Below are 23,283 nucleotides of genomic sequence, written 5' to 3' on the forward strand. Positions count from 1 at the left end.
GCCACTATAAAGATGGTGGCGGCGGAGGGGATCGAACCCCCGACCTCACGGGTATGAACCGTACGCTCTAGCCAGCTGAGCTACGCCGCCTTCTCTAACAAGCACATATTATATAATACATATCTCTATCACATTCGTCAATAGAAAAATTTATTTTTTAAAGAAACACCCAGAGGCTTATCTCCCCTGGGTGATACCCTTCATCTATAGTAAAACAGCAGCAAGTTTATCCTCTTCTTGCCCCTCTTCCGCCACGTCTTGACTCAGTATGACGACGAAGTGAAGCGAGTCTATCCTCGCTATCTTTTAAGAAACGATTCATCTTTTGTTCAAAGCTTTCCTTCGAACGGAAATCATTTCTTTTCGGACGTTCAGAACGCTCAGGACGATTTTTCGCTTTTTTAATAGAAAGACCAATTTTCCCATCTTTTTCTACGTTTATGACTTTCACTTCAACTTGATCGCCAACTTTTAAATGTTCATTAATGTCCTTTACGTAATTATCTGCAACCTCACTAATATGAACTAAACCTGTTGAGCCTCCTGGCAGCTCCACAAATGCTCCAAATTTAGTAATGCCTGTTACTTTGCCTTGTAACTTGCTGCCAACTTCAATCGACATAAAAAAAATGCTCCTCCTTAAATCATTCAAAAATAAATTAAGATAATTTACTCAATTATACAAAATTAATATCGAGGGGTCAATATCATGACTAGTTTACATCATCTGGAATATTAAAAATGATTTCTCCTTCATCGGAAAGGAAGTAATCACGACGTGCAAGTTTCTTTATATACTCATCATCATTTAATTTCTTAATTTCCTCTTCAAGCTGTTTTTGTTCTTGTTGCAAATTGGAAAGTTCTTCTTTAAGCTCTTGCTTCTCTTCAATCTTTTCATCTATTGCTAAGGCTTGAGAAATTAATTTCGTTGTGATAATCGCAAAAGATACAAGCATAATAAGAGTAAGAACAGCGAGTCTCCTTACCAAACCTTTTTTTCGCTTCTTTTTCAAGAGCTCTTTCTTTTCCTGCTGCACAACATAATCAGATTCGATGCGGGCAATCTTTTGCTTTCTCTCAGCACCCATTCTCAACCCTCCTTATTTTTTATGAAAAAAATCATTCCAAAAACGATAAAGGTTACCAATTAACTTCTTGACTTTGTAGAAAAATCCTCTTATATTTACGAAATTTTTTTTTACAAATATACGAAGTGAGCTTGGAAACAGCCCCCATAGCTGCTTTAATATCCAAAATAGCGGAGCTAATAAAATTTTACATAATTTCCAAATGATTTGTGAAGTCCATTTGATCATTCTCCACAAAAAAAGAAGAAGACCTGTCATCATTGTAATCATCAAACTAACTATAACTGTTATCGGTTTTAAAATAAATAATTGAACCATTTTTCGAAAAAAATGATAGATAGATGTAATGAAATGAATAAAAAAGTAAAGACTCTTTAAATAAAACTTGCGAAAAAGGCTTTGATAGGCTGCAAAACCACATAAAATAGCTAAAAAAATATAAAATCGCAGAATCCCTTCATTAACAATTAATAATACATAAAAGGTAAGAAGGCCTTGTACGATCCAGAAGATAAGGTCGTTTATAAAAACGACCCATCTCATCATTTCCTGTCTATTTAAAAAATGTCTATACGTATCTAGAGATGCTCCTAAAAAGCTTCCCATCCCAATCATCGCAAGCATTGTATAAAATTGTGTCGTTAAGGTCATTTAAACAACTTGCTAAAGAACCCTTTAGCTTTCTCCCCGTTATGATCATCCAAATATACGAGATCATAAATTCTTCTTCCCTTAATCGATACAATGCCTTTTTCTACGTCTAAGTTTTTCATCTGTAAATTATCACCGCGAATAGATAAAGGGCCCATGACGGTATCTAACAGAAACTCTTTATTGTCAAAACTTTCCACCTGTTTAACACCTGTAATATCTAGAAACTTTCTCCCTCTCATCATTACATCATGCTCTTGCACCACTTGTTTATGTGAATGGTTCCCATCATAATTTTGGTTCATGATTAGATCATCCCCCACATTCATTAATCAAATCGCTGTTTCTTCTACATGTGTATGAAAGGGGAGATCTGTTTAGAACAAGCCTTATTCAGCGGTGATTTTTTCTTCTTTTACAACACGATATAATTCTGTAGCTTCATCTTTTTTGGCAGTTTCTCTTAATGATTCAATTTGAACCGTCAGTACTTTTTGTCCAAATTGAATAGAAATTTCATCGCCGACTTTTACATTTGAGCCTGCTTTAGCTACTTGGCCGTTGATCAATATTCGTCCTTGATCAGCCACTTCCTTTGCTAACGTTCTTCGTTTAATTAATCTCGATACTTTTAAAAACTTATCTAGCCTCAATGTTGTTCCTCCTCCAGACGTTTTGCTTCTTCCCAATATTGATCCATTTCTTCTAAAGACACATTCTGAAGCTCTTTGCCAATCGCTCTCACTTTTTCCTCGATGTACTGAAACCTTTTGTAAAACTTTTGATTTGTCATCGTAAGAGCCGCTTCTGGTTCTATATCATAAAAACGCCCTATATTAACGAGCGCAAATATAATATCGCCAAACTCTTGCTCAATCTCACGCTGATTTCGCAAAGAACTTGTTAGCTCCTCTTCAAACTCTGTCAATTCTTCACGAACCTTTTGCCAAGCTTCTTTCACATTTGGCCAATCAAAGCCGACTTTTGCTGCTTTCTTTTGAAGCTTATATGATTTTGATAAGGCCGGAAGCGATTTAGCCACCGAATCAAGGATGGAAGGCTGTTTTTCTGTTTTCTCATTCTTTTTAATGGCTTCCCAGTTTGTCACAACTTCATCTGCATTCCTAACGTCAATATTGCCAAAGACATGAGGATGACGGCGAATCATTTTACTTGTTAGTTCACGGATAACGTCGTCAATGCTAAATAAGCCATCATCTTCACCGATTTGGGAGTGAAGCATAATTTGCAACAATACATCACCAAGCTCTTCGATCATATGATCGATATCTTTTTCGTCAATAGCCTCCAGCAACTCATAGCACTCTTCAATTAAATATGCTTTTAACGTTTCATGTGTTTGCTCTTTATCCCACGGGCATCCATTCGGCCCCCTAAGCTCTGCAATGACAGACCGTAGTGTTGAAAATTGATGATACAAATTTTGTTCATCTTTTACAGGCGGTATGTAAATACTTGTTAAATTGTTTAGTTGAACATGACGATCTAATTTATAAAGTGGAACTTTTCTTACCTCTTCATGTTGACTTCCTGCAGCAGTGACAACCACTACTTCATAGTCATACGGAAGGTCTTCCATCAATGTTAATTTCACTTCAGATGCAACCATTTGATCATACACTTGGCAAATTAAAATATGTTGCTTGTACACGAGCTGATGACGGTGTAAATCGAGTGCATCTACAAATTGAAGCCCTTGAATGGGGTCTATTTCAAGTGTTGTTAACATTGCGTCAATAAAGGATTGACCACCTTTTATCTCCACTTCGATTTCTCCTTGATGATGTTTTTCAACTAATAATTGGACCGTTTTTTCTGCTACGAATGGATGTCCCGGAACAGCGTAAATAATATGTCCATTTTCACGTGCTTCCGTCATTAATTGAGCCTCAATCTCTTCATATACTTGTTCAAATTGAAGATTTTTTTCATATATATCATCAAAAGAGTGATAAAAACCTATTTGTCCCGCTAACTGTTCTACAACAGGATGATGCTTCGTACGTAAAAATAAAGGTGTGCTTTTTTCCGTTAATATTTGATATATTCCAAATGGCAGTTGTTCAAGATCTCCTGCACCTAGTCCTACAACCGTAATTTTCGCCAAACATATCCCTCTTTCCTTACTTTTTTATTGTTTTTTTAGATAAAAGAAACGCCCATTCCTCCTTATGAAAAACATTGGATTGGTAAAGTGTAAGTAAATAAGTGGTTGCCCCAATAGCTACCGACGTTAACACCTGTATGGTTGAAATGATACGTTCATCCCCGTGCACGGAGTAGAAAAAAATATATTGATATAATTGAATCAAAAAAAACATTCCAAATGCAATGAATACGATTTTCACCATTGACCGATACGGCAAAATAAGAAATTTCTGTTTCCAAATCAAATACATGTTTAAAAATGCGACAACTAAATAGGCGATGACTGTAGCTACCGCTGCCCCCATCGTACCGAAAAAGGGGATTAAACTAGTATTAAAGATCCACTTTACAATAACTCCTGCTAAAACGGTCAGCGCTGGCAACGTCGCTCTATCTAATCCTTGCAATATCCCACTTGTCACAATAGCAATGGAGCTAAATAAAATAGATAAACAATATATAGCTAAAACGTTAGATCCATTGCTATCAGAGAACAACATGACATTCAACGGTTCCATAATGGCAACAATTCCTGCTGTTGCTGCAATAGCCAAAGAAAAACATACCTTATATGTTAAATCAATGTACTTTTGAACATTATTCCGGCTTCTTTTCATCGCTTGGACCATTGCAGGAACGAGGGATAACGCTAGCGATGTAGCAACAATTGTTCCTAACTGCAAAAGTGGTTGCCCACGATCATAGATTCCTTTTGCTATTTTGGCCTCGTTTTCACTTAAACCGTTCGCAACAAGTAAACTATACAAATTAAACGAATCCACCATTTGAATAAAGATGAGTAGCATACTTGTCATACATATCGTCACACTATATATAATTAACCGCTTCAAGAGAACACGAACTTCCTCTTTTGACACAGAAACATTCATTTTTTTTATAGAATTCCCTTTTTGCCAATAAGCGAATAAAACAAAAAATGCTCCGATACTACCTAATAAAGATCCAAATATGGCTCCTGCTCCAGTTAAATAAAGATCAAACCCATTCGTAACAAAAAGATACGAAACGACAAGGATCGTTACAACGCGTATCGTTTGTTCCACTACTTGAGAAATTGCGGTTGGCTGCATCACATGTTGACTTTGAAAGTATCCCCGTAAAATAGATACGAAAGGCAATGTTAAAAAAGCAAGGGAAATCACTTTTAATAATACGGTAAGGTTACGATCACCCATCCATGTTGCAATCGTAGAAGAACCAAAATACAATAATAAAAAGGCTAAAAAACTCGTAACAAGTAAATAAAATGAAGTTATTTTTAATACTTTGTATACGTACTGTTGATGATTTTCGTCTGTATCATGAACAAGCTTTGAAATCATCACCGGGAAACCAGTAGTCGATAATATAATGGCAATCCCATAAAAAGGATATACTTGTTGATAAATATAAAACCCAATATCTCCAACAATATTTTGAAATGGCACTCGATAAACAGCACTTAATATTTTTGTAATCACTGCTGCAAGTGTTAAAATAAACGCTCCATGTAGAACAATCACATTCAATTTATTATGTCGGACGTTCATTGCCGCCACCTTCCAGAAAATACCTAAAGATGTTAATTCCAATTTATTATACCATAAGAATTTAATTGATTCTGCAGTACTCTTTCGTTTAGGCATAGAACAAAAGTGCAGGGCTTTCGCTGGACAACGAAGGCCCCATTCACCACTGAATTCTTTATCAAAAAATTCTGGGTGATACTATAAAAAGGGTAATCCCAACTAATCAGGGACTACCCTTTTTACTTTGACCATACTTGCAACAGCATAATGGTATAGATTATTTCCGCTTTTTTCTCTTACCAAACCATTTGGACTAACGTTTTTTACTGTTCCATTTGTCTAGCTAAAAACCCTGCAGCCGTTTCAACAGCCTTATGTTCAACCTCTCCAATTGAATCATCTTTTGAAAATATAACAACGGCTCCAATTGGGTCTCCGTTTGCAATGATAGGTCCAACTGTATAAGAGCGGACAGATTCCTTTAATCCATCTACAAACTCAACTTCATTCTCTTCTGTTTGTAATGACGAGCTCCGGTCCTCCATGACACGCTCAACAACTTCACTAATGTTTTTATTTAAGTACTCTTTCTTTGAAATTCCAGAAACAGCTATGAAAGCATCTCGATCACAAATAAGTACAGGGTGACCAAGGCTATCGAAAAGAGCATCCGCGTACTCTCTTGCAAAATCACTTAATTCACTAATAGGGGAATATTTTTTTAAAATAACTTCTCCATCACGATCGACGAATATTTCCAGTGGATCTCCTTCCCGAATGCGAAGCGTTCGGCGAATCTCTTTTGGAATAACGACGCGACCTAAATCATCAATACGACGAACGATACCAGTTGCTTTCATCTAATGATGCCTCACTTTCATCTGATGATTAGTAACGTAATGATTGTTTTTTGTTCACAATTTTGTAACAACCACCATTGTTGACATTAGTATCCTTCTTACGTCAAGTAATATACGCGATGAAAGTGATTTTTTCCAAAATAGCTTAATATCCCCTTACCATGTTTTCCAAATGACGACAAAATTAACCCCTTAACTTGCAGAAACTTCTTCTTTTTTAACATTGGCTAACCCATCTAACAGCTTTGCTATAACCGATAGCCATTGTTTCGTATCCATCTTTTTAATTTGTAATGTTAACTTTAAACAATTACCATCCATTCCGAGACCAACGTCTCGGCCAAACTTATTGCTTAACTCAAACAATTTTTGTCCATCAATATTATTACTTGCTTCTTCAGATATAAGAATTGCCACTTCGTCTTTCGTTTGTTTTACTTGAATGACTTTTTCCCTATTCGCAAGTACTTTAATATGAGTTGCCATGATTAAGTACTCAACTTCCTCTGGATACTCACCGAAGCGGTCGATCATTTCTTCTTGTAGTTCCGCTAGATCATCAGAAGTTTCCACACCTCTAAATCGTTTATACATGTCAATCTTTTGACGTCCATCTGAAATATAGCTTTGCGGTAAATATGCATCAATTTCAAGGTCAATTTCCACATGAACCGTTGCTTCTTTTGATATGTCACCTTTACGTGACTCAATAGCCTCTTTCAACATTTGCGAATATAAATCAAATCCAACAGAATCAATAAAACCATGTTGTTGAGGACCCAATAAATTTCCTGCTCCTCGAATGGATAAATCACGCATTGCAATCTTAAAACCAGAACCAAGCTCTGTAAACTCTTTAATCGCTTGTAATCTTTTTTCAGCTACTTCAGACAAGACCTTATCTTTTCGATACGTAAAATAAGCATAAGCTACACGATTTGAACGGCCAACACGACCCCTTAGCTGATACAACTGGGAAAGCCCCATTCGATCAGCATCATGGACAATGAGCGTGTTTACATTCGGGATATCAACACCCGTTTCAATAATGGTTGTACTGACAAGAACATCAGATTGCCCCTCCAAAAAGTTGAGCATGACCGACTCTAACTCGTTTTCTGTCATTTTCCCATGAGCATAAGTAACCTTAGCATCTGGAACAAGCATCGATATTTCCTCTGCTTTCCGATCAATATCTTCTACGCGATTATATAAGAAATAAACTTGTCCTCCCCTTGCTAGTTCACGTTCGATCGCTTCTCTAACAAGCGCCCCATTATATTCAACAACATATGTTTGAACTGGAAAACGATTTTCTGGTGGTGTTTCAATAACGGATAAATCGCGAACACCTAACATCGACATATGCAATGTTCTTGGTATTGGCGTCGCCGTTAATGTTAACACATCAACATTTGCTTTCATTTGTTTAATTTTTTCTTTATGTGTTACACCAAACCGCTGCTCCTCATCAATAATCAAGAGGCCTAAATCTTTAAAATCAATATCCTTTGACAATAGACGATGTGTTCCGATAACAATATCAATTGTTCCATTTTTTAATCCTTTAATCGTTTCATTTTGTTCTTTTCTTGTCCGGAAACGACTTAATAAACCGATGTTAATCGGATAGTCTTGGAACCTTTCACGAATGGTCTCAAAATGCTGTTGAGCAAGAATGGTTGTTGGAACAAGAAACGCCACTTGTTTTTGATCTGTAATCGCTTTAAATGCCGCCCGAATTGCCACCTCTGTCTTCCCATAGCCAACATCACCACAAAGGAGGCGATCCATCGGCCTTTCCCGTTCCATATCTTTTTTAATTTCTTGAATGGAACGTAATTGATCTTCTGTCTCTTGATATGGGAACGCAGCTTCAAATTCACGTTGCATTTCATCATCCGGACTAAAGGCATATCCTTTGCTAGCTTCTCTCTCTGCATGAAGTTTAATTAAATCATCGGCAATATCTTGAACAGAGGATTCAACCTTTTTCTTTACACGCTTCCATTCGTTTCCGCCCAATTTATAAATTTTCGGCTCTTTCCCTTCAGAACCTACATATTTTTGAACTTGATCAATTTGTTCTACTGGCACATATAGCTTATCGCTGCCTTGATAGCGAATATGTAAATAATCTTTGTGAACACCATTAATCTCCAATGTTTCAATCCCAAGATATTTACCGATACCATGATTAACATGAACAACATGGTCGCCAACTTCTAGTTCCGAATAACTTTTAATTCTTTCTGCATTCGAAAGCTTTTGCTTTTGACTCCTTCTTTTTACACGTTTTTTAAATAATTCTTCTTCTGTAACAACCGCTATTTTTTGCATTGGCAATTCAAAGCCTGTTTGTAAATCGCCTTCCAAAATATAACGTTTACCTTTAGTTAAAATATCGTCCCGTTTCGCTATATTTGCTTCAATATTATAATCACGAAGGACATTTTCAAGCTTTTGTACTCGGTCTTCATTTGCACCTAAAAACACAACAGTATAATCTGATTTCTCCCACCGATCCATCTCGCTCTTTAATACGTGCATTTGCCCGTGAAAGCTTTGCATCTGCTTACATGATATATTAACTAAATTTTGTGGATTCGTGCGTTGCACATGACGTAAAAATAACGATAAGTAAATAATCGGAAAATCCGTTTCATTCATTAACTTTTCGAATGAATGAGATATTTGTGCTTCGTGAACAATGTTCCCTTCTTCCAATAACGATGTAATCCATTCTGCCTCTTCATTTTCTAGATGGGTCACCATCTCATGAATTCGACTAACTTCATCAAGGGTAATAATCGATTGGGATGGGAAATAGTCTAGTAAACTAGCAGGTTCATTATAAAAAAATGAAAGATACTTAACAAACCCTTGTTCAATTTGTGAGCTTTTAAGCTTTTCGAGATCATATTGAGTATTTTCTAATAATAATTCTTTTTGTTTATCTTTTTTCAGTTTCTTTAAACTACTAGCCAGCGCTTGTTCAATTCGTTCAACACCGACATGAATATGCTCTTGGTCTAATAGCAATTCCTCAGCTGGTCCAATTGAAAGCGTTTCGAGCATCGATATGGAACGTTGACTTTCTAAATCAAATGTACGAATGGAATCCACCTCTGTATCAAACAATTCAATTCGAACAGGGTATTCCTCTGTTAACGGATAAATGTCAACGATTCCACCGCGTACACTAAACTCCCCTGGAGCCGATACCATCGGTACACGTTCATAGCCCATTAAACGTAATGTTGGAAGATAAGAATCTAAATGAACGTCATCGCCTATTTTCATTTCAATCTGACATCGCTTCCATAATTCTTTTGGTGGTAGCATTCTCCGTAATGCAGCTATTGGAGCGACAACAACCGACCTTTCTTCATTCATCAACTTGTTTAACACTTCAATTCTTTGCGCTTTTAACTCTGGACTTGCAACAGCAATTTCAGAGGCAATTAACTCGTTGACTGGATATAAGTAAACGCTTTCTCCATCTAATATATTCGTTAAATCTTCAAATATTTTTTGTGCTTGCAAAAGATTATGTGTAATAACCAAAACGGGCTTGCCTGAATCTTTAAACAAGGAAGAGATAAATAAAGATCTCGCAGATCCCGATAAACCTGCAACTAACTGCTCTTTTAACCCTTCTTCAATACCTGTCATCACCGTTTTAAAATCGTCCTGTGCATAAAAATATTGTCTTAAACTTTGCAAGTCCTTTCCCCCCCTCTCAAATCCGGTTCAACTTATTCATTTTAATCTTATTCCTTTCTATGAAAAGAAAATAGAAAAATGCTTTGGAATGAAACCTATTCCAAAGCGCTTATTGTATAAATGTATCTAATCCATAATAATCTGGATTACGTTGAAGTGCTTCTTGGCAGTCTTCACATATCGTTTTAATATGAAGGTCTCCATTATTTTGATATTCAATCATTTCATTTCGTTCATCAACCGTTAATTGATGAAACCCAAGTTGATGACTATGTAAGGATTGATTTTCTATACTCCCTACTTTCACACCACAATGTCGGCAATAATAGAGTAATGCCATTTTATGTGTAAGCCTCCTGTGCATATCATAATCGTAACACATTCATATCAAGAAATGTTACATTGATCATAAACGTATTACTTATTATGAACAGCTAGAAGGATCTTTATACTTTTAGTTAAACTCATTCATCACATCTAAAAATGGTTTTTCAATCCATTTTTCACAAGCATCTGTTGAATGTTGTATGGCCTGTTGAATACCATCGCGTTCCTCAGCATGAAAATTTCCTAATACATAATCAGAAACTTTCATTCCATCTTTCGGCCGATCAATGCCGATTCTAACTCGCTTAAATTGCTGAGTTCCTAAATGTTGAATCATTGATTTAATGCCGTTATGCCCACCAGCACTCCCCTTTTGTCGGAGGCGAACTTTTCCAACTGGTAAATCTAAATCATCGTAAATGGCAACTAAATCTTCGATTGCAACCTTATAATAATCCATCAAAGGGCGAACGCATTCCCCTGATAAATTCATATATGTCATAGGTTTTAATAATATGACCCGCTCACCTGAAACATGCCCTATTCCATATAAGCCATTAAACTTTGACTGGTCAACGTTTATACTCAATCGTTTAGCTAACTCATCAATAACCATAAACCCTACATTATGACGGGTGTTTTCATATCTTTTCCCTGGATTTCCAAGTCCTACCATCACTTTCATGTTCGATCCCCCTTTTCAAAAAGATGTAGGCTTACTTTTTAACTATATAGCTTTTTTCGCAAATTGTTAATAATAGCTCGACTCCTGCAACACTAATTTCTTCTGTTTTCAATGCCTTATATGGATTTCGTATGGTTTTTTCTACAAACTAAGACGTAACCTACTATCGGTTACGTCTTACGTGTTCTTATTCGTTTGTTTCTCTTCCCTCTACAGACTCAGGCTCGCCAGACTCTTGCTCTTCCCCAGGATTAATTTCCTCCTCTTGCTTTGGAGGTAGTATGGAAACAACGACTTCCTCTTCATCATCTAAAATTTCCATTTGACTATTGAGAGGAATATCTTTAACATGTAACACTTCATTAACTCCTAAGTTCGTAACGTCAACTTCTATGGTCGTTGGTATTTCTCCAGGTTTAGCGCGGAGCTTTACTTGATGTAAAGGTTGTTGTAAAACTCCTCCATCCTTTACTCCTTGTGCTTCACCAATTAACTGAATTTGGACATCCACATCCACTTCTTCATTCATATTCACCACATGCAAATCTGCATGAAGAATAACTCCTTTTAAAGGGTCTTGCTGAATTTCGTTGACCATTACAGCATGTTTCTGGTCGCCGAGAGAAATATTGATGATGGCATTCCTTCCATGTTGCTTTAACGTCTTAATAAATTCAATTCCATCTAAGGAGATCGACGTACTTTCTACACTCTTTCCATAAATCACTGCTGGAATATGACCTTGCTCTCGAATTTCACGTCTTGCTGAATTGGAAAAGATTGACCTCTCTTCTGCACGTAATTGAGCTGACATGTTTATCCCCTTTCTAACTTAACTTTCGAATGAAGTATTATGTTTTACTCCATCATGTATATCCATAACTAAAGTATCTCTAGTTACATTGATTCCCATTCAATATCGGGTCTAAACATGCCATAATTTTTCAAGACAAAAAACAAATGGACGGATTAATCAAACAACGTGCTAACAGATTGTTCTTCATGAACACGGATAATCGCTTCACCTATAAGTGGAGCAACAGAAAGCTGAATAAGCTTTTCTATTTTCTTTTCTTCTGGTAATGCAATTGAATTCGTTACAACAAGTTCTTTAATTGTTGAATTATGAATCCGATCGATAGCTGGTCCAGATAATACAGGGTGCGTACAGCACGCATATACCTCTTTTGCACCGTTTTCCACTAAGGCATTAGCAGCAAGTGTAATCGTTCCAGCTGTATCGATAATATCATCAATCAAGATAGCTGTTTTCCCCTCAATGTTACCAACAATGTTCATAACTTCAGCAACATTCGGACGTGGACGGCGCTTATCAATAATTGCAATCGGCGCTTTTAAGCGATCTGCTAACTTACGTGCACGCGTAACTCCACCATGGTCAGGTGAAACGATGACAATATCATCAAAATTTTTCCCTTGGAAATAGTCTCCTAAAATAGGCACACCCATTAAGTGATCAATTGGAATATCAAAGAAACCTTGAATCTGCGGAGCATGAAGATCAAGTGTAATAACACGAGTAGCTCCAGATGTTTCTAATAAGTTTGCAACAAGCTTCGCTGTAATCGGCTCTCTGGCACGTGCCTTACGATCTTGTCTCGCATACCCATAATAAGGCATGACAATATTAATTCGTTTAGCAGAAGCACGTTTTAATGCATCTACCATAATTAATAATTCCATTAAATGTTCATTCACAGGGGCACTCGTTGACTGAATGACATATACATCACACCCACGAATACTCTCTTCAATGTTAATTTGTATTTCCCCATCGCTAAAACGGGTAACAGAACATTTTCCAAGATCAACACCCACAACTTCTGCAATTTGTTTAGCAAGGTCGTAGTTTGAGTTTAATGCAAAGATTTTTAAACTTTTATCTCCGTAACGATTTGACATGATATAGGGACCTCCAAATTTTAGGAATTATTGTTCATTTTCAATTTACTTGAATAATTTTCCTTGTTCACTTGACGAGCACGGGCAATGGATAAAGCTTCACCTGGCACATCTTCAGTGATTGTAGAACCAGCTGCTACATAAGCACCTGTTCCTACCGTAACTGGAGCGATTAAGTTCGAGTTACACCCGATAAATGCTCCATCTTCAATTTTAGTTAAGTACTTATTCTTTCCGTCATAATTAACAGTTATAGAGCCACAACCAAGGTTGACATCGGCACCGACTTCAGCATCGCCAATGTAACTTAAATGCGATGCTTTACTTCCTTTACCCATCGAAGATTTTTTAATCTCGACAAAGTTTCCAACTTTCACATCATCAAGAATGTTTGATTCAGGACGAATGTGAGCAAATGGTCCAATTTTTACGTTGTCACCTATTTTGCTATCATGAGCGACAGACTGACGAATCGCCGTACTATCACCAATATGACAATCTTTAATTTCAGAATTTGGCCCGATTTCACAATCTTCACCAATAACCGTTCGACCTATAATCATCGTACCTGGATTGATAACGGTGTCACGCCCAATTTGTGCTTCAACGGAAATATAAGTATTTTCTGGGTCGATAATCGAAACACCATTTCTCATATGTTTTTCATTAATACGGCGTTTCATTATTTTTTCAGCACGAGAAAGTGCTACTCGATCATTCACACCTAACGTTTCATCAAAGCACTCTGTTTGATAAGCTGAAATAATTTCACCATTGTCTTTTAATATTTCAATAACATCCGGTAAATAATATTCACCTTGTACATTATCATTCGAAACTTGTTTTAATGCTTCAAATAAGAAAGCGTTATCAAAGCAATATGTCCCTGTGTTAATTTCTGTAATGGCTAACTCATCTTCATTGGCATCTTTATGTTCAACAATTTTATACACATGCCCATCTTCATTGCGCACGATACGGCCATATCCTGTTGGGTCATCAGCTTTGGCCGTTAAAATGGTTGCCTTCGCATTCGTTTTTGCATGATGGTTTAACAACGCTTCAATTGTTTCTGAAGTAATAAGGGGTGTATCACCACAAAGTACAATTGTCGTCCCTTCTTTTCCTTCAAGTTGAGGTGCAGCTTGCATAACAGCATGTGCCGTCCCTAGCTGTTCTTGTTGTAAGGCATACTCACATGTACTCCCAAGCTGTGACTGAACTTTCTCAGCCCCATGACCGACAATCGTTACGATTGTATTAAGATCCAGTTTTGTCACTTGATCCACAACATGTTGAACCATAGGTTTCCCACAAACTGGGTGCAATACTTTATAAAGCTTAGACTTCATTCGTGTACCTTGTCCAGCAGCTAAAATCACCGCATAACGATTTTCCATTGAAAGGCCTCCAATATCCCTTTTTATCCATAAAAATCTTATCTTAAATAACTATGTATTTCAAGGTAACTTGAACGATTCCGTAAATTTCCGCATTTTCTACCTTAAAATGTTTCAGAAATTTGTCATAAGAAAAGCGCAAGACATCTACTTACCCTCGGGAAAAAATGCTCTTCATCCAAGAAAGGCGCTCTTTTCCTTTATTGGATGAAAATTTTTTGAACCTCGAGGGGGTAGGTGGCTTCCGCTGGACAAAGAAGGATCCATTTCCTCCTGAAAACTTTGTAAATTCGAGTATTAATATTAAAGAGCCCCAAGGTTAACTTAGGGCCCTTTTTTTGTCTCCATATTTTAAGAAGCACCCGCTTCTTCAAATTCGACTTCTAACTCACCTAAACGATGATATTCAGTTAAAACAGCATCTTGAATTTTCCCGCGAGTATTTGAGTTAATAGGGTGAGCAATGTCACGAAACTCTCCATCCGGAGTACGTTTACTCGGCATTGCCACGAAAAGACCGTTATTTCCATCAATCACACGAATATCATGGACAACAAACTCATTGTCTAAAGTGATGGATGCAATCGCACGCATACGGCCCTCCGTATTAACGCGGCGTAATCTAACGTCAGTCACTTCCATTCTGTTCACCACCTTTTCCCTATATGAGAAGCTTTAGTATGAATTATTCAACGAATGTTTTCATTTTCCTTCTTTTTCAATATAAATTTTTTTAAAAGTAAAAAAAATAATGACCACTCTTAACGAGAGTAAGGCCTCCACGTCGTGCAACAAGGCCCTTGTAACCTACATCTTGTAGGACACAAGGGCCTTGAGTTGTTTCCATATGGATTGCTATTTAGTGGGGAAAGCTCGCACTAAATGAAGTTTCACTTTATTTAACTAATGCAACAACTTCTATTTCAACCGATACATCCTTCGGAAGACGAGCCACCTCTACACATGACCGAGCTGGCTTATGATGATGGAAATACTGTCCATAAACCTCATTAAATTCAACAAAATCATTCATATCTTTTAAAAATGCCGTTACCTTAACAACAGATTCAAGTGAAGCACCAGCCTCTTCTAATACAGCTTGAATATTCTCAAATACTTGATGCGTTTGTTCTTTTATCTCCCCTTCAACTAAAGTTCCGTCTGACGTTAACGGAATTTGACCTGAACTAAAAAACAAATTATTGACAACAATTCCTTGCGAGTAAGGTCCAATAGCAGCGGGTGCATTCTTTGTAGAAACTACCTTCATTTCTTTAACACTCCTTTATAAATTAATTTCCCCTATTTTATTTCATGAAATCAAAGTAATTTCCTTCTTGTACATCAATAATTCGCTCTTTTACATCTACATCTGACAATTTCACTAAAGAAATATATTCATCCACAAGACGCTCATCTACTTCAGCAGACTCGACTAAAACGCCAATACCAGCTACTTTTGCTTGGAATTCTTCAAGTAAACTAACCATACCGTTAATCGTTCCGCCAGCTTTCATGAAATCATCAACCACTAATACTTCTGATCCTTCTGCTAAACTGCGTTTAGCTAATGTCATCGTTTGTATTCGTTTTGATGAACCAGATACATAATTTATCGATACCATTGAGCCTTCCGTTACTTTGTTATCTCTTCTGACAATGACAACAGGTACATGTAAGTATTGGGCAATCGCATTAGCAATCGGTATTCCTTTTGTTGCAACTGTCATCACAACATCAATTTTTCGATCTGCATATACAGAAGCAAATAAACGTCCTACCCGTTTCATCAAATCTGGATTTCCTAAAATATCTGTTAAATATAAATATCCACCTGGAAGAAGACGATCTGGATTTTCCATCATCTTACATAAAGTTTGAATCGTCTCTTCTGCTTCATCCTTATGAACTTCTGGAATATATTTAACACCACCAGCAGCACCTGGTATGGTTAATAGTGTACCGATTCCCTGTTGTTCAAACGTTTGTTTAATAATAGCTAAGTCTTCACTTATCGAAGATTTAGCCGACTCATATCGTTCAGAAAAAAACGTCAATGGAACGAGTGCGTGTGGATGATTTAGTAAATAATACGTCATATCGACAAGTCTTCCACTCCGTCGAAATTTCATAGGTTACCTCCAAATACCGAATGTTATTAAGGTAAATATACCCTAATATTCGTGTTTAATCAAGAGTATTTCGCTCCCCTAATAATCGGACTGCAAAAACTTGGTCACAAAATCCACGTAGCCCATTATAAACACGATGTATTCTAGATTCATACTGGATGAGTCCATAAACGGTTGGTCCACTACCGCTCATTAACACTGCATCTGCACCGAACCGTTTCATTTGTTCTTTTATGACGGCTACTTCTGGATGCATTTTCATCGTGACGCTTTCCAATACGTTACCAAGCTTTTGGCAAATCCCATTATAGTTTTGTTCTTGAATGGCTTTTACCATACCATCTATATCTGGATGATTCACTTCATCTAAATTTAAGTTTTGGTATACATCAGCCGTTGACACACCGATATCCGGCTTTGCTAATACGACCCAACAATGGGGCGGTGTCTCTATATGTTTAATGATTTCGCCTCGTCCAGTTGCTATAGCAGTGCCGCCATACACACAAAACGAAACATCAGACCCAATCTCAGCTCCTAACGATGCTAGTTCTTTTAACGTTAAACCAAGATTCCATAACTTATTCAAGCCTCTAAGTGTTGCTGCCGCATCACTACTTCCCCCAGCTAATCCAGCGGCAACAGGAATCGATTTCGAAATCATAATGTCTACACCTTGTTTAATGTGAAAACGACTCTTCAACAGCTGTGCCGCTTTATATGCTAAATTCCGTTGGTCATCTGGAACAAATCGATTATGTGAGACAATCCGAATTTTATCATCGTTTAACGAACGTAATTCGATACGATCAGCTAAGTCAATCGTAGTCATAACCATTTTCACTTCATGGTACCCATCTGGCCTTTTATGTAATACGTCCAATGATAAGTTAATTTTCGCTGGTGCCTTTTCTAAAATACGCAACTTCTTCACCTACTTTTACGTTCTATTCAAATGTATCCACATTGTACCACAAAAAGAGACATTTCATATCACCTTTCTAAACCTGAAACCTTGTTCATACAGGATAGAGAATCTGTCAGAAAGAAAGCCGAAGCATCAAGATGCTTCGGCGCCGTTTTTACCCGTTATTTAATGAACCCGTCATTTTGGATCGCTAACTGCTCTTCTGCCATTTCGATAGCTCGCTTCACCATGTTTCCAGCATCTCGGGCACGAATCGATCCCCAGCCTTCATTGATGACTGTATCGTAAAAACCAAGATCTTTAGCTAGCTCATACTTAAACTCCTCTGACATCATCCCTCGACGTCTGCCCATATTTAGATTCCCTCCTCATTGAAGCTAGAACCTCACGGGTATACCGCGGCATATTTAGTTTCTTCTATTCATTACCTATGTATGATTTATAAAAAATGTAAATTGATATTCAGAGAATAAAAGTGCAGGCCGTTCGCTAAAGCGACGTACAAACGGGACCATTTCAGTAGGAGATAAATGAAACTCGGGCAACATATCGTACGGATGAAATGGGAAGTTTGCTAGCCACTAATGCCCGGAGTTAGAGGCAACCAACTATGAACAAAATTGTCCACATGTTGGAATTTTATAATTTACTTCACAACAAAAAAGCAGCAAACATGTTGTCTACTGCCCACCAAAAGCTATACCTGTATCATCTAAAAACGTGAGTTGAACTGTTTCTGTTAGCACATCTGCATAACTGTATGAAACTCGTTCAAAAGAATTTTCCTCCTGATCTAACTCAATTATAAATACAGAAGGATAAGTTTCTGCTAATATACCTGATCGTTCAATGGTTTTTCTTCTACCACCGTTTGCCTTTAACGTTAAACGGCGACCAAGATTGCAGTCCAATGCTTGTTTAATATCAGACAGTGTTTTTCCCATCGCAACCACCTCACATATCCAGTATACACGAATTGACAAAAACAGTCAAATAAATTTTTAATTATATCAACATCCATTTAATATTGTCAACAAAATATTTTCTACATCGTTCCCAAAATATCTACAAATATTTTCACCAAGTAAAAAGAAAATATGTATGCCCATATTTTTTCAGATCCAGCCCAACTCCTTCTCCCTATCGCTCTTTATCTTGAAGCAGTCGGTTAAAAGCTTACCACGAAGTGAGTATACACATGTTGAAATGTTGTTTTCCTATTACGTTGTAAAGATATAAATCCGCATTTTATGCGGATTTACTCATCGTCATGCTTATTAAATGGCATACCAGAACGCAATACACCACGTGTTTCAATTCCACCCAACCCCTTCTCTCTCGTTAATGTATTCCGCAATACTTCCCATACATTGACCCTCTCAACAAACGGTGTAAAACTAATTTTTGAAACGATATATACTGGGTCTAATGCATGAATATTGACTCGAGAAGGCGAGCTAGCAAAATTAGCACCTGCTCGAATAATCGATTCAAAGTGAGATTGACAAGCTCCTGCAAAAATGACGAGCTGATCTAAATGGGGTATTTTTTTTCTCGCATTTTTTACTGTTTTTACAAAATGTAAAGAATGGCGGTAAGCTCGAATATCAGAAATTTTCCCTTTATTTTTCGAATACGCATCATGGCCAGTGATAACGAGAATATCTGGTCGATATTGGTCAATTAAGTCTCCTACACGTTCTGGCATTTCCGTTTCTTTACAATACACACCATAAACAGGAACACCTATTTGTTCATATAATGATAAACACTTTTTTAAATATAGTGGGTCACCATCAATATGAAGAACCCGACCTGGAATATGAAATAGTTGATCTTGGAAGCTATAAGCAGATGTCGAATAATATTCTTGTTTTTCGCGTGATAGCTGATGGTCTTGCTTTAACAAATATAACGATTGTTCAATCCTATCATGCTCAATTTGTTCCCTGCTATTGATTTCTTGTTTATTGACAATGACTAAATCTTCAAGTGGTGCGTCTGCAATTAACCTCATATCTTGACCACATAATATAGCCATCGTTTTACCACGCTTATCTTCCTTTAGTTCAATAACTCGAAATAAGAGATCGAAATTATATGATTTTCTTGCTACAACTGAACCTACTTTTATTTCCATACTCTTCACTCCACAAACGGGGAATTTCATTCTTAGGATATATCCAACTATTAAATGTTAAGATCCATTCTTCTTTAGCCTATGAATTCTTTTATAAAAGGTGACTTCTTATTCTATTGACACAACTTACAATCAGGTATATCTTTTTTTCCAACAATTAGGTGTTATTAGAGAAGTAACGTTAACCAAAAATAAGATGGAAAAAGCGCCTTGTTCAACCTCAGTCAAATATGTTCTTACAACGAAAAGACGCTTTTTCCCTTTACGGTGACACATTTTTGACTCAAGGGGCTAGGTGGCTTTCACTGGACACTAAAGACTCGATTAACCTTTGAACACTTTATAAAAAATGAAATAAATTGTGATAGTAAAAATAAAGTAGGAGTGTCTTATGAACTTATTATTTGTTTTATTACTTCTCAATCCTCTTTCTAATAGTTATTCCGATCACTTGTCGTTAATACATAAAGGTGATCTCGTTGACAGCCTATCTCGTGATGAGTTTGTTTTACCTCCCTTTAAACATTTAATTAACAACAATAAGCTTAATCAGTATATAAACAAGTTGGAAAAGGAAGTTTATGAAGAGCCTGTTGCCGCGTATATTGATGAATATGGGAAAATAATCCCCGACATACCTGGACAAAAATTGGATAAAAAACAATTTCTTGCAAGCTTTTATTCTTATTTTTTTACAACTGGCCCTGCTTCGATGGAAATTCCTGTTAACCTAATTTATGCAAAAGTTGACAGTGAGCTACTGGCAAATATCCGAACTAAACGAATAAGCTCTTATATCACATACTTTAATAGTCAAAATCATCCGCGGACCCACAATATCGAATTAGCTACTAAAGCCATCAACAACTATGTCATTTTTCCAGGTGAACGTTTTTCTTTTAATCAAGTAGTGGGAAAGCGGACAATTGAGAAAGGATATTTACCCGCACCTGTCATTGTAAAAGGGGAAGTGACCGAAGGAGTAGGAGGAGGAATTTGCCAAGTGTCTTCCACTTTATTTAATGCTGTAGACAAGGCAACTGTTCAAATCATCCAGCGTTATTCTCATTCAAAAAGAGTTCCTTATGTCCCCCCCAACCGTGATGCCACGGTCAGCTGGTATGGTCCCGATTTTATTTTTAAAAATCAGCATAACCAACCTCTACTAATACAAGCAAAGGTAAGCGGTGGACAATTGATTGTTGATATTTACTCATCAGAGGATATCCACATCGAAAAGAAGCGTGAAGTTCCAAACGCTCCAAAAAAACTGCCAAGTGAAGTCGATACAAATAAACATATTTTGGATTGACCGAGGTTGAAACCATTACTTATATAAACGTTAAAAGAACATAAGAGCAAGTCTGATCTGCCTCAGACAAAAATGTTCTTACGACGAACAGTGCTTTTTGCCTTTGCGGCGTCACCTTTATGACTCGAGGGAATAGGTGCTTGACATTGAAGACTCCATTTATCCCTGAAAACTTTATCAAAATGATATTTTTAAAAAAACAACAAAATGTCCATAACGAACTGTTCAAATTTTGTATAGATTATAGAAGAGAATAAACATTTGGCGGTTAAAATATGGAAAATAATCAGAAGGCGCTATTAGGGTCATGGATACAGGCTAGTGGAACTGTTCTTTCAGCTATTGGAAGCACCCCTACAAACGTCATTAGCGATGATCTATTAGATGACCTTAATTTATTAGGAAACGTCCTACAAGCAACGGGAAATGCGTTAATAGCTGATACTGAAAAAGGTGTAACATTAGATAAAATAGGAAATATTGTTCAATCAATAGGAAACTCCACCGTCATTACAGGATTGCTTATTAATTTTGATGAAGAAACGAAACAAATCTTAAATATACAAGGAAATTGGCTTCAAGCCCTAGGTGGTGGTGTATCTTTTGCTGATGCGTTTGGACAAGAACCATCGATTGACGTACTATTTAACCTATACGGAAATCTTCTTCAAACAATTGGAAACTCATTGCAAGCGATCTCTGGAGTAATAGATCTCAAAAATAAAAACGGTCAAAAATTAAATGTAATTGGTAGCTGGGTACAAGCAATTGGCTCTATCCTTTCTTTCATAAGTCAGTTAAAATCATAATATTGGTATAACGAACCATCAGTGTGGAATAAAAAGCCACACTGTCGGTTCGTTTTCCTTATTTCATCAATAGTTGATACAAAGAATCACTTAAAAGTGCAAATTCCTTAATCGTTAAAGATTCCCCTCGTCGCTTCGGATCAATATTTATTATCTCTAATGCATCCACCATTTCCTCTTTATATTTTTTACCATCGGGTAAGTTGTTCGTTAAGTTATTTAGTAATGTTTTTCTTCTTTGAGCAAAGCTTGCTCTCACTACTTGAAAGAAAAAAGACTCATTTTTCACTACTACAACAGGCTCTTTACGTAAATGTAGTCGAATAACAGCTGAATCAACATTCGGCTGTGGAATAAACACCGTCTTAGGCACTGTCATAACGGTTTTAGCCTCTGTATAGTACTGGACAGCAATTGATAAAGAACCGTAGTCCTTTGTTGATGGATCTGCAGCCATCCGCTCTGCTACTTCTTTTTGAAGCATGACAACAATTCCTTTTAAAGGCAATTGTTCTTCAAGAAGCTTCATGATAATTGGCGTTGTTACATAATACGGTAAATTAGCAACAACCATCACTTCATCACAATCACCAAAGTATGTTTCTATTGCTTCATGTAAATTTGCTTTTAGAACATCTTGATGAATCACTTTAACATTCGGATACGGCTGTAACGTTTTTTCCAATATGGGGATTAAACGGCCATCGATTTCAAAAGCGACAACTTTTTTTGCTCTTTTAGCAAGCTGTTCTGTTAGAGCTCCTATTCCAGGGCCAATTTCAATAACCCCTGTACGATCAGTTATTTCCGCATGATCAGCAATACGATGTAGAATATTGGTATCAATTAAAAAGTTTTGACCTAAACTCTTCTTAAATGAAAATCCAAATTGTTCAAGTATTTCTTTCGTTCTAACGGGTGTTGCAATATCTTTACTCATCCGAAAGTTCCTCCTGAATGATTACTTCTATAGCTTGACAAAAATCCGCCTTTGAAATTTGAAACATTTGCAACCTTTTTTGCAGTTGTTTACCATTTGTGTAACCAATTTTCAACAACTCTCCAAGTCGTTCTCTTCGACTTTTCGCATGACTACCACCTAATAGACCAGCTTGCAGTAAATCTTCATATTGGATTTGACTTGGTACTTCTATCATTTCTTCTTTTACACAATCCAATGCTTTCCGTATGGCTTCTATTGTAGCATGCTCTACCCCTAATCCTCTCCCCTTCTTCGCTTTTGCTTCATGTTTGGGAAGAAAAGCATGCTTGCAACCAGGAACTTTTTCAGCAATTGTTTTCCTGATTTTTTCCCCTGGAAAATCCGGATCTGTAAAAATAATAACCCCTCTCTTTTTTTGAGCTAATCGAATTTGTTCGATTGTTGTATCATTAATAGCAGACCCGTTCGTTTCGATTGTATCTGCATCAACAGCTCTTTTTATGGATACTGTATCATCTCTTCCTTCTACAACGATAATTTCTTTTATTTTTTTCATTTTTTCCTCCACAAATTTGAAACCTTTTTGTAATATTTAGCGTCTATGTATATGAAAAGGTCAATGATTTACCATTATAACGTAAAAAAACAGAGGGTTAAA

25 protein-coding genes and 1 tRNA gene are annotated in these 23,283 nt (G+C 36.8%); 2 read left to right on the forward strand and 24 right to left on the reverse strand.

What is annotated here, in order from left to right; genetic code table 11:
• Window positions 1-13: 13 nt before the first annotated feature.
• The 22 genes from MLD65_RS14465 to yabG form a co-directional block, all read right to left on the reverse strand.
• Window positions 14-90, reverse strand: a tRNA-Met gene (locus MLD65_RS14465).
• A 136-nt stretch (window positions 91-226) separates the two neighbouring features.
• A complete protein-coding gene (locus tag MLD65_RS14470; protein ID WP_243292565.1) occupies window positions 227-622 on the reverse strand; it encodes a S1 domain-containing RNA-binding protein in 396 nt (131 codons plus the stop codon).
• 91 nt (window positions 623-713) lie between these two features.
• Entirely contained in the window at window positions 714-1,091 is a 378-nt protein-coding gene (locus MLD65_RS14475; protein ID WP_243292566.1) for a septum formation initiator family protein, read from the reverse strand.
• A gap of 12 nt (window positions 1,092-1,103) precedes the next feature.
• Window positions 1,104-1,742: a spore cortex biosynthesis protein YabQ gene (gene yabQ / locus MLD65_RS14480; RefSeq protein ID WP_243292567.1), complete on the reverse strand. Its 639-nt coding sequence runs from the start codon at window positions 1,740-1,742 to the stop codon at window positions 1,104-1,106.
• Entirely contained in the window at window positions 1,739-2,047 is a 309-nt protein-coding gene (yabP, locus tag MLD65_RS14485; protein ID WP_243292568.1) for a sporulation protein YabP, read from the reverse strand. Before yabP ends, yabQ begins: the two co-directional genes overlap by 4 nt.
• Window positions 2,048-2,131: 84 nt before the next feature.
• Complete coding sequence (locus tag MLD65_RS14490; RefSeq protein WP_243292569.1) at window positions 2,132-2,395, reverse strand: RNA-binding S4 domain-containing protein; 264 nt, start codon at window positions 2,393-2,395, stop codon at window positions 2,132-2,134.
• Window positions 2,392-3,870 (reverse strand): bifunctional methyltransferase/pyrophosphohydrolase YabN, encoded by a 1,479-nt coding sequence (yabN, locus tag MLD65_RS14495; protein WP_243292570.1) that lies wholly within the window; start codon window positions 3,868-3,870, stop codon window positions 2,392-2,394. Before yabN ends, MLD65_RS14490 begins: the two co-directional genes overlap by 4 nt.
• A 16-nt stretch (window positions 3,871-3,886) precedes the next feature.
• Window positions 3,887-5,461 carry a putative polysaccharide biosynthesis protein gene (locus MLD65_RS14500; RefSeq protein WP_243292571.1) on the reverse strand — a complete coding sequence of 525 codons (1,575 nt, stop codon included), beginning with the start codon at window positions 5,459-5,461 and terminating at the stop codon, window positions 3,887-3,889.
• A 302-nt stretch (window positions 5,462-5,763) separates the two neighbouring features.
• Complete coding sequence (gene spoVT / locus MLD65_RS14505) at window positions 5,764-6,300, reverse strand: stage V sporulation protein T (protein WP_243292572.1); 537 nt, start codon at window positions 6,298-6,300, stop codon at window positions 5,764-5,766.
• A gap of 192 nt (window positions 6,301-6,492) precedes the next feature.
• Complete coding sequence (mfd, locus tag MLD65_RS14510; protein ID WP_481748534.1) at window positions 6,493-10,026, reverse strand: transcription-repair coupling factor; 3,534 nt, start codon at window positions 10,024-10,026, stop codon at window positions 6,493-6,495.
• 109 nt (window positions 10,027-10,135) lie between these two features.
• Window positions 10,136-10,366: an anti-sigma-F factor Fin gene (gene fin / locus MLD65_RS14515; protein WP_243292573.1), complete on the reverse strand. Its 231-nt coding sequence runs from the start codon at window positions 10,364-10,366 to the stop codon at window positions 10,136-10,138.
• Window positions 10,367-10,480: 114 nt separating this feature from the next.
• Window positions 10,481-11,038, reverse strand: coding sequence for an aminoacyl-tRNA hydrolase (gene pth, locus MLD65_RS14520; protein ID WP_243292574.1), 558 nt, complete (start codon window positions 11,036-11,038; stop codon window positions 10,481-10,483).
• Between the two features lie 187 nt (window positions 11,039-11,225).
• Complete coding sequence (locus tag MLD65_RS14525) at window positions 11,226-11,852, reverse strand: 50S ribosomal protein L25/general stress protein Ctc (RefSeq protein WP_243292575.1); 627 nt, start codon at window positions 11,850-11,852, stop codon at window positions 11,226-11,228.
• A gap of 155 nt (window positions 11,853-12,007) precedes the next feature.
• On the reverse strand, window positions 12,008-12,961 hold the full coding sequence (locus MLD65_RS14530) for a ribose-phosphate diphosphokinase (protein WP_243292576.1): 954 nt from the start codon (window positions 12,959-12,961) through the stop codon (window positions 12,008-12,010).
• Window positions 12,962-12,981: 20 nt separating this feature from the next.
• Window positions 12,982-14,361: a bifunctional UDP-N-acetylglucosamine diphosphorylase/glucosamine-1-phosphate N-acetyltransferase GlmU gene (glmU, locus tag MLD65_RS14535; protein ID WP_243292577.1), complete on the reverse strand. Its 1,380-nt coding sequence runs from the start codon at window positions 14,359-14,361 to the stop codon at window positions 12,982-12,984.
• 351 nt (window positions 14,362-14,712) lie between these two features.
• On the reverse strand, window positions 14,713-15,003 hold the full coding sequence (spoVG, locus tag MLD65_RS14540; RefSeq protein WP_243292578.1) for a septation regulator SpoVG: 291 nt from the start codon (window positions 15,001-15,003) through the stop codon (window positions 14,713-14,715).
• Between the two features lie 253 nt (window positions 15,004-15,256).
• Window positions 15,257-15,631, reverse strand: a complete 375-nt coding sequence (locus tag MLD65_RS14545) for a RidA family protein (protein WP_243292579.1) — start codon at window positions 15,629-15,631, stop codon at window positions 15,257-15,259.
• Between the two features lie 37 nt (window positions 15,632-15,668).
• Entirely contained in the window at window positions 15,669-16,493 is an 825-nt protein-coding gene (gene purR / locus MLD65_RS14550; protein WP_243292580.1) for a pur operon repressor, read from the reverse strand.
• Window positions 16,494-16,548: 55 nt separating this feature from the next.
• On the reverse strand, window positions 16,549-17,418 hold the full coding sequence (gene ispE, locus MLD65_RS14555) for a 4-(cytidine 5'-diphospho)-2-C-methyl-D-erythritol kinase (RefSeq protein WP_243292581.1): 870 nt from the start codon (window positions 17,416-17,418) through the stop codon (window positions 16,549-16,551).
• 164 nt (window positions 17,419-17,582) lie between these two features.
• A complete protein-coding gene (locus MLD65_RS14560) occupies window positions 17,583-17,774 on the reverse strand; it encodes a small, acid-soluble spore protein, alpha/beta type (protein ID WP_243292582.1) in 192 nt (63 codons plus the stop codon).
• Window positions 17,775-18,101: 327 nt separating this feature from the next.
• The gene (gene veg, locus MLD65_RS14565; protein ID WP_243292583.1) at window positions 18,102-18,365 is read right to left on the reverse strand and encodes a biofilm formation stimulator Veg; all 264 of its coding nucleotides are present in this window, start codon (window positions 18,363-18,365) and stop codon (window positions 18,102-18,104) included.
• A 314-nt stretch (window positions 18,366-18,679) separates the two neighbouring features.
• A complete protein-coding gene (gene yabG, locus MLD65_RS14570; protein WP_243292584.1) occupies window positions 18,680-19,561 on the reverse strand; it encodes a sporulation peptidase YabG in 882 nt (293 codons plus the stop codon).
• 391 nt (window positions 19,562-19,952) lie between these two features.
• Between yabG and MLD65_RS14575 the strand changes: the two genes are divergently transcribed.
• Both MLD65_RS14575 and MLD65_RS14580 read left to right on the forward strand, forming a co-directional pair.
• The gene (locus MLD65_RS14575; RefSeq protein WP_243292585.1) at window positions 19,953-20,873 is read left to right on the forward strand and encodes a VanW family protein; all 921 of its coding nucleotides are present in this window, start codon (window positions 19,953-19,955) and stop codon (window positions 20,871-20,873) included.
• 275 nt (window positions 20,874-21,148) lie between these two features.
• Entirely contained in the window at window positions 21,149-21,682 is a 534-nt protein-coding gene (locus MLD65_RS14580; RefSeq protein ID WP_243292586.1) for a DUF6944 family repetitive protein, read from the forward strand.
• A gap of 58 nt (window positions 21,683-21,740) precedes the next feature.
• Here MLD65_RS14580 and rsmA read toward each other — a convergent pair whose 3' ends face one another.
• Window positions 21,741-22,622 carry a 16S rRNA (adenine(1518)-N(6)/adenine(1519)-N(6))-dimethyltransferase RsmA gene (rsmA, locus tag MLD65_RS14585; RefSeq protein ID WP_243292587.1) on the reverse strand — a complete coding sequence of 294 codons (882 nt, stop codon included), beginning with the start codon at window positions 22,620-22,622 and terminating at the stop codon, window positions 21,741-21,743.
• Entirely contained in the window at window positions 22,615-23,181 is a 567-nt protein-coding gene (gene rnmV, locus MLD65_RS14590; protein WP_243292588.1) for a ribonuclease M5, read from the reverse strand. Before rnmV ends, rsmA begins: the two co-directional genes overlap by 8 nt.
• Window positions 23,182-23,283: the final 102 nt, after the last annotated feature.

The organism is Bacillus sp. FJAT-47783 (assembly GCF_022808615.1).
GTDB lineage: Bacteria > Bacillota > Bacilli > Bacillales > Aeribacillaceae > Bacillus_BZ.

Bases quoted from the DNA above. Each gene is read 5' to 3' on its own strand.
- pth (WP_243292574.1), bottom strand. From the start codon at position 11,038: ATGAAAGTGATGGTAGGACTTGGAAATCCAGGGAAAAGATATGAAAAC.
- yabQ (WP_243292567.1), bottom strand. From the start codon at position 1,742: ATGACCTTAACGACACAATTTTATACAATGCTTGCGATGATTGGGATG.
- MLD65_RS14560 (WP_243292582.1), bottom strand. From the start codon at position 17,774: ATGGGCAGACGTCGAGGGATGATGTCAGAGGAGTTTAAGTATGAGCTA.
- MLD65_RS14470 (WP_243292565.1), bottom strand. From the start codon at position 622: ATGTCGATTGAAGTTGGCAGCAAGTTACAAGGCAAAGTAACAGGCATT.
- MLD65_RS14545 (WP_243292579.1), bottom strand. From the start codon at position 15,631: ATGAAGGTAGTTTCTACAAAGAATGCACCCGCTGCTATTGGACCTTAC.
- purR (WP_243292580.1), bottom strand. From the start codon at position 16,493: ATGAAATTTCGACGGAGTGGAAGACTTGTCGATATGACGTATTATTTA.
- MLD65_RS14500 (WP_243292571.1), bottom strand. From the start codon at position 5,461: ATGAACGTCCGACATAATAAATTGAATGTGATTGTTCTACATGGAGCG.
- MLD65_RS14475 (WP_243292566.1), bottom strand. From the start codon at position 1,091: ATGGGTGCTGAGAGAAAGCAAAAGATTGCCCGCATCGAATCTGATTAT.
- yabG (WP_243292584.1), bottom strand. From the start codon at position 19,561: ATGGAAATAAAAGTAGGTTCAGTTGTAGCAAGAAAATCATATAATTTC.
- rnmV (WP_243292588.1), bottom strand. From the start codon at position 23,181: ATGAAAAAAATAAAAGAAATTATCGTTGTAGAAGGAAGAGATGATACA.
- MLD65_RS14575 (WP_243292585.1), top strand. From the start codon at position 19,953: ATGAACTTATTATTTGTTTTATTACTTCTCAATCCTCTTTCTAATAGT.
- MLD65_RS14580 (WP_243292586.1), top strand. From the start codon at position 21,149: ATGGAAAATAATCAGAAGGCGCTATTAGGGTCATGGATACAGGCTAGT.
- yabP (WP_243292568.1), bottom strand. From the start codon at position 2,047: ATGAACCAAAATTATGATGGGAACCATTCACATAAACAAGTGGTGCAA.
- veg (WP_243292583.1), bottom strand. From the start codon at position 18,365: ATGGGAAAAACACTGTCTGATATTAAACAAGCATTGGACTGCAATCTT.
- MLD65_RS14530 (WP_243292576.1), bottom strand. From the start codon at position 12,961: ATGTCAAATCGTTACGGAGATAAAAGTTTAAAAATCTTTGCATTAAAC.
- glmU (WP_243292577.1), bottom strand. From the start codon at position 14,361: ATGGAAAATCGTTATGCGGTGATTTTAGCTGCTGGACAAGGTACACGA.
- spoVG (WP_243292578.1), bottom strand. From the start codon at position 15,003: ATGGAAGTGACTGACGTTAGATTACGCCGCGTTAATACGGAGGGCCGT.
- MLD65_RS14525 (WP_243292575.1), bottom strand. From the start codon at position 11,852: ATGTCAGCTCAATTACGTGCAGAAGAGAGGTCAATCTTTTCCAATTCA.
- spoVT (WP_243292572.1), bottom strand. From the start codon at position 6,300: ATGAAAGCAACTGGTATCGTTCGTCGTATTGATGATTTAGGTCGCGTC.
- fin (WP_243292573.1), bottom strand. From the start codon at position 10,366: ATGGCATTACTCTATTATTGCCGACATTGTGGTGTGAAAGTAGGGAGT.
- rsmA (WP_243292587.1), bottom strand. From the start codon at position 22,622: ATGAGTAAAGATATTGCAACACCCGTTAGAACGAAAGAAATACTTGAA.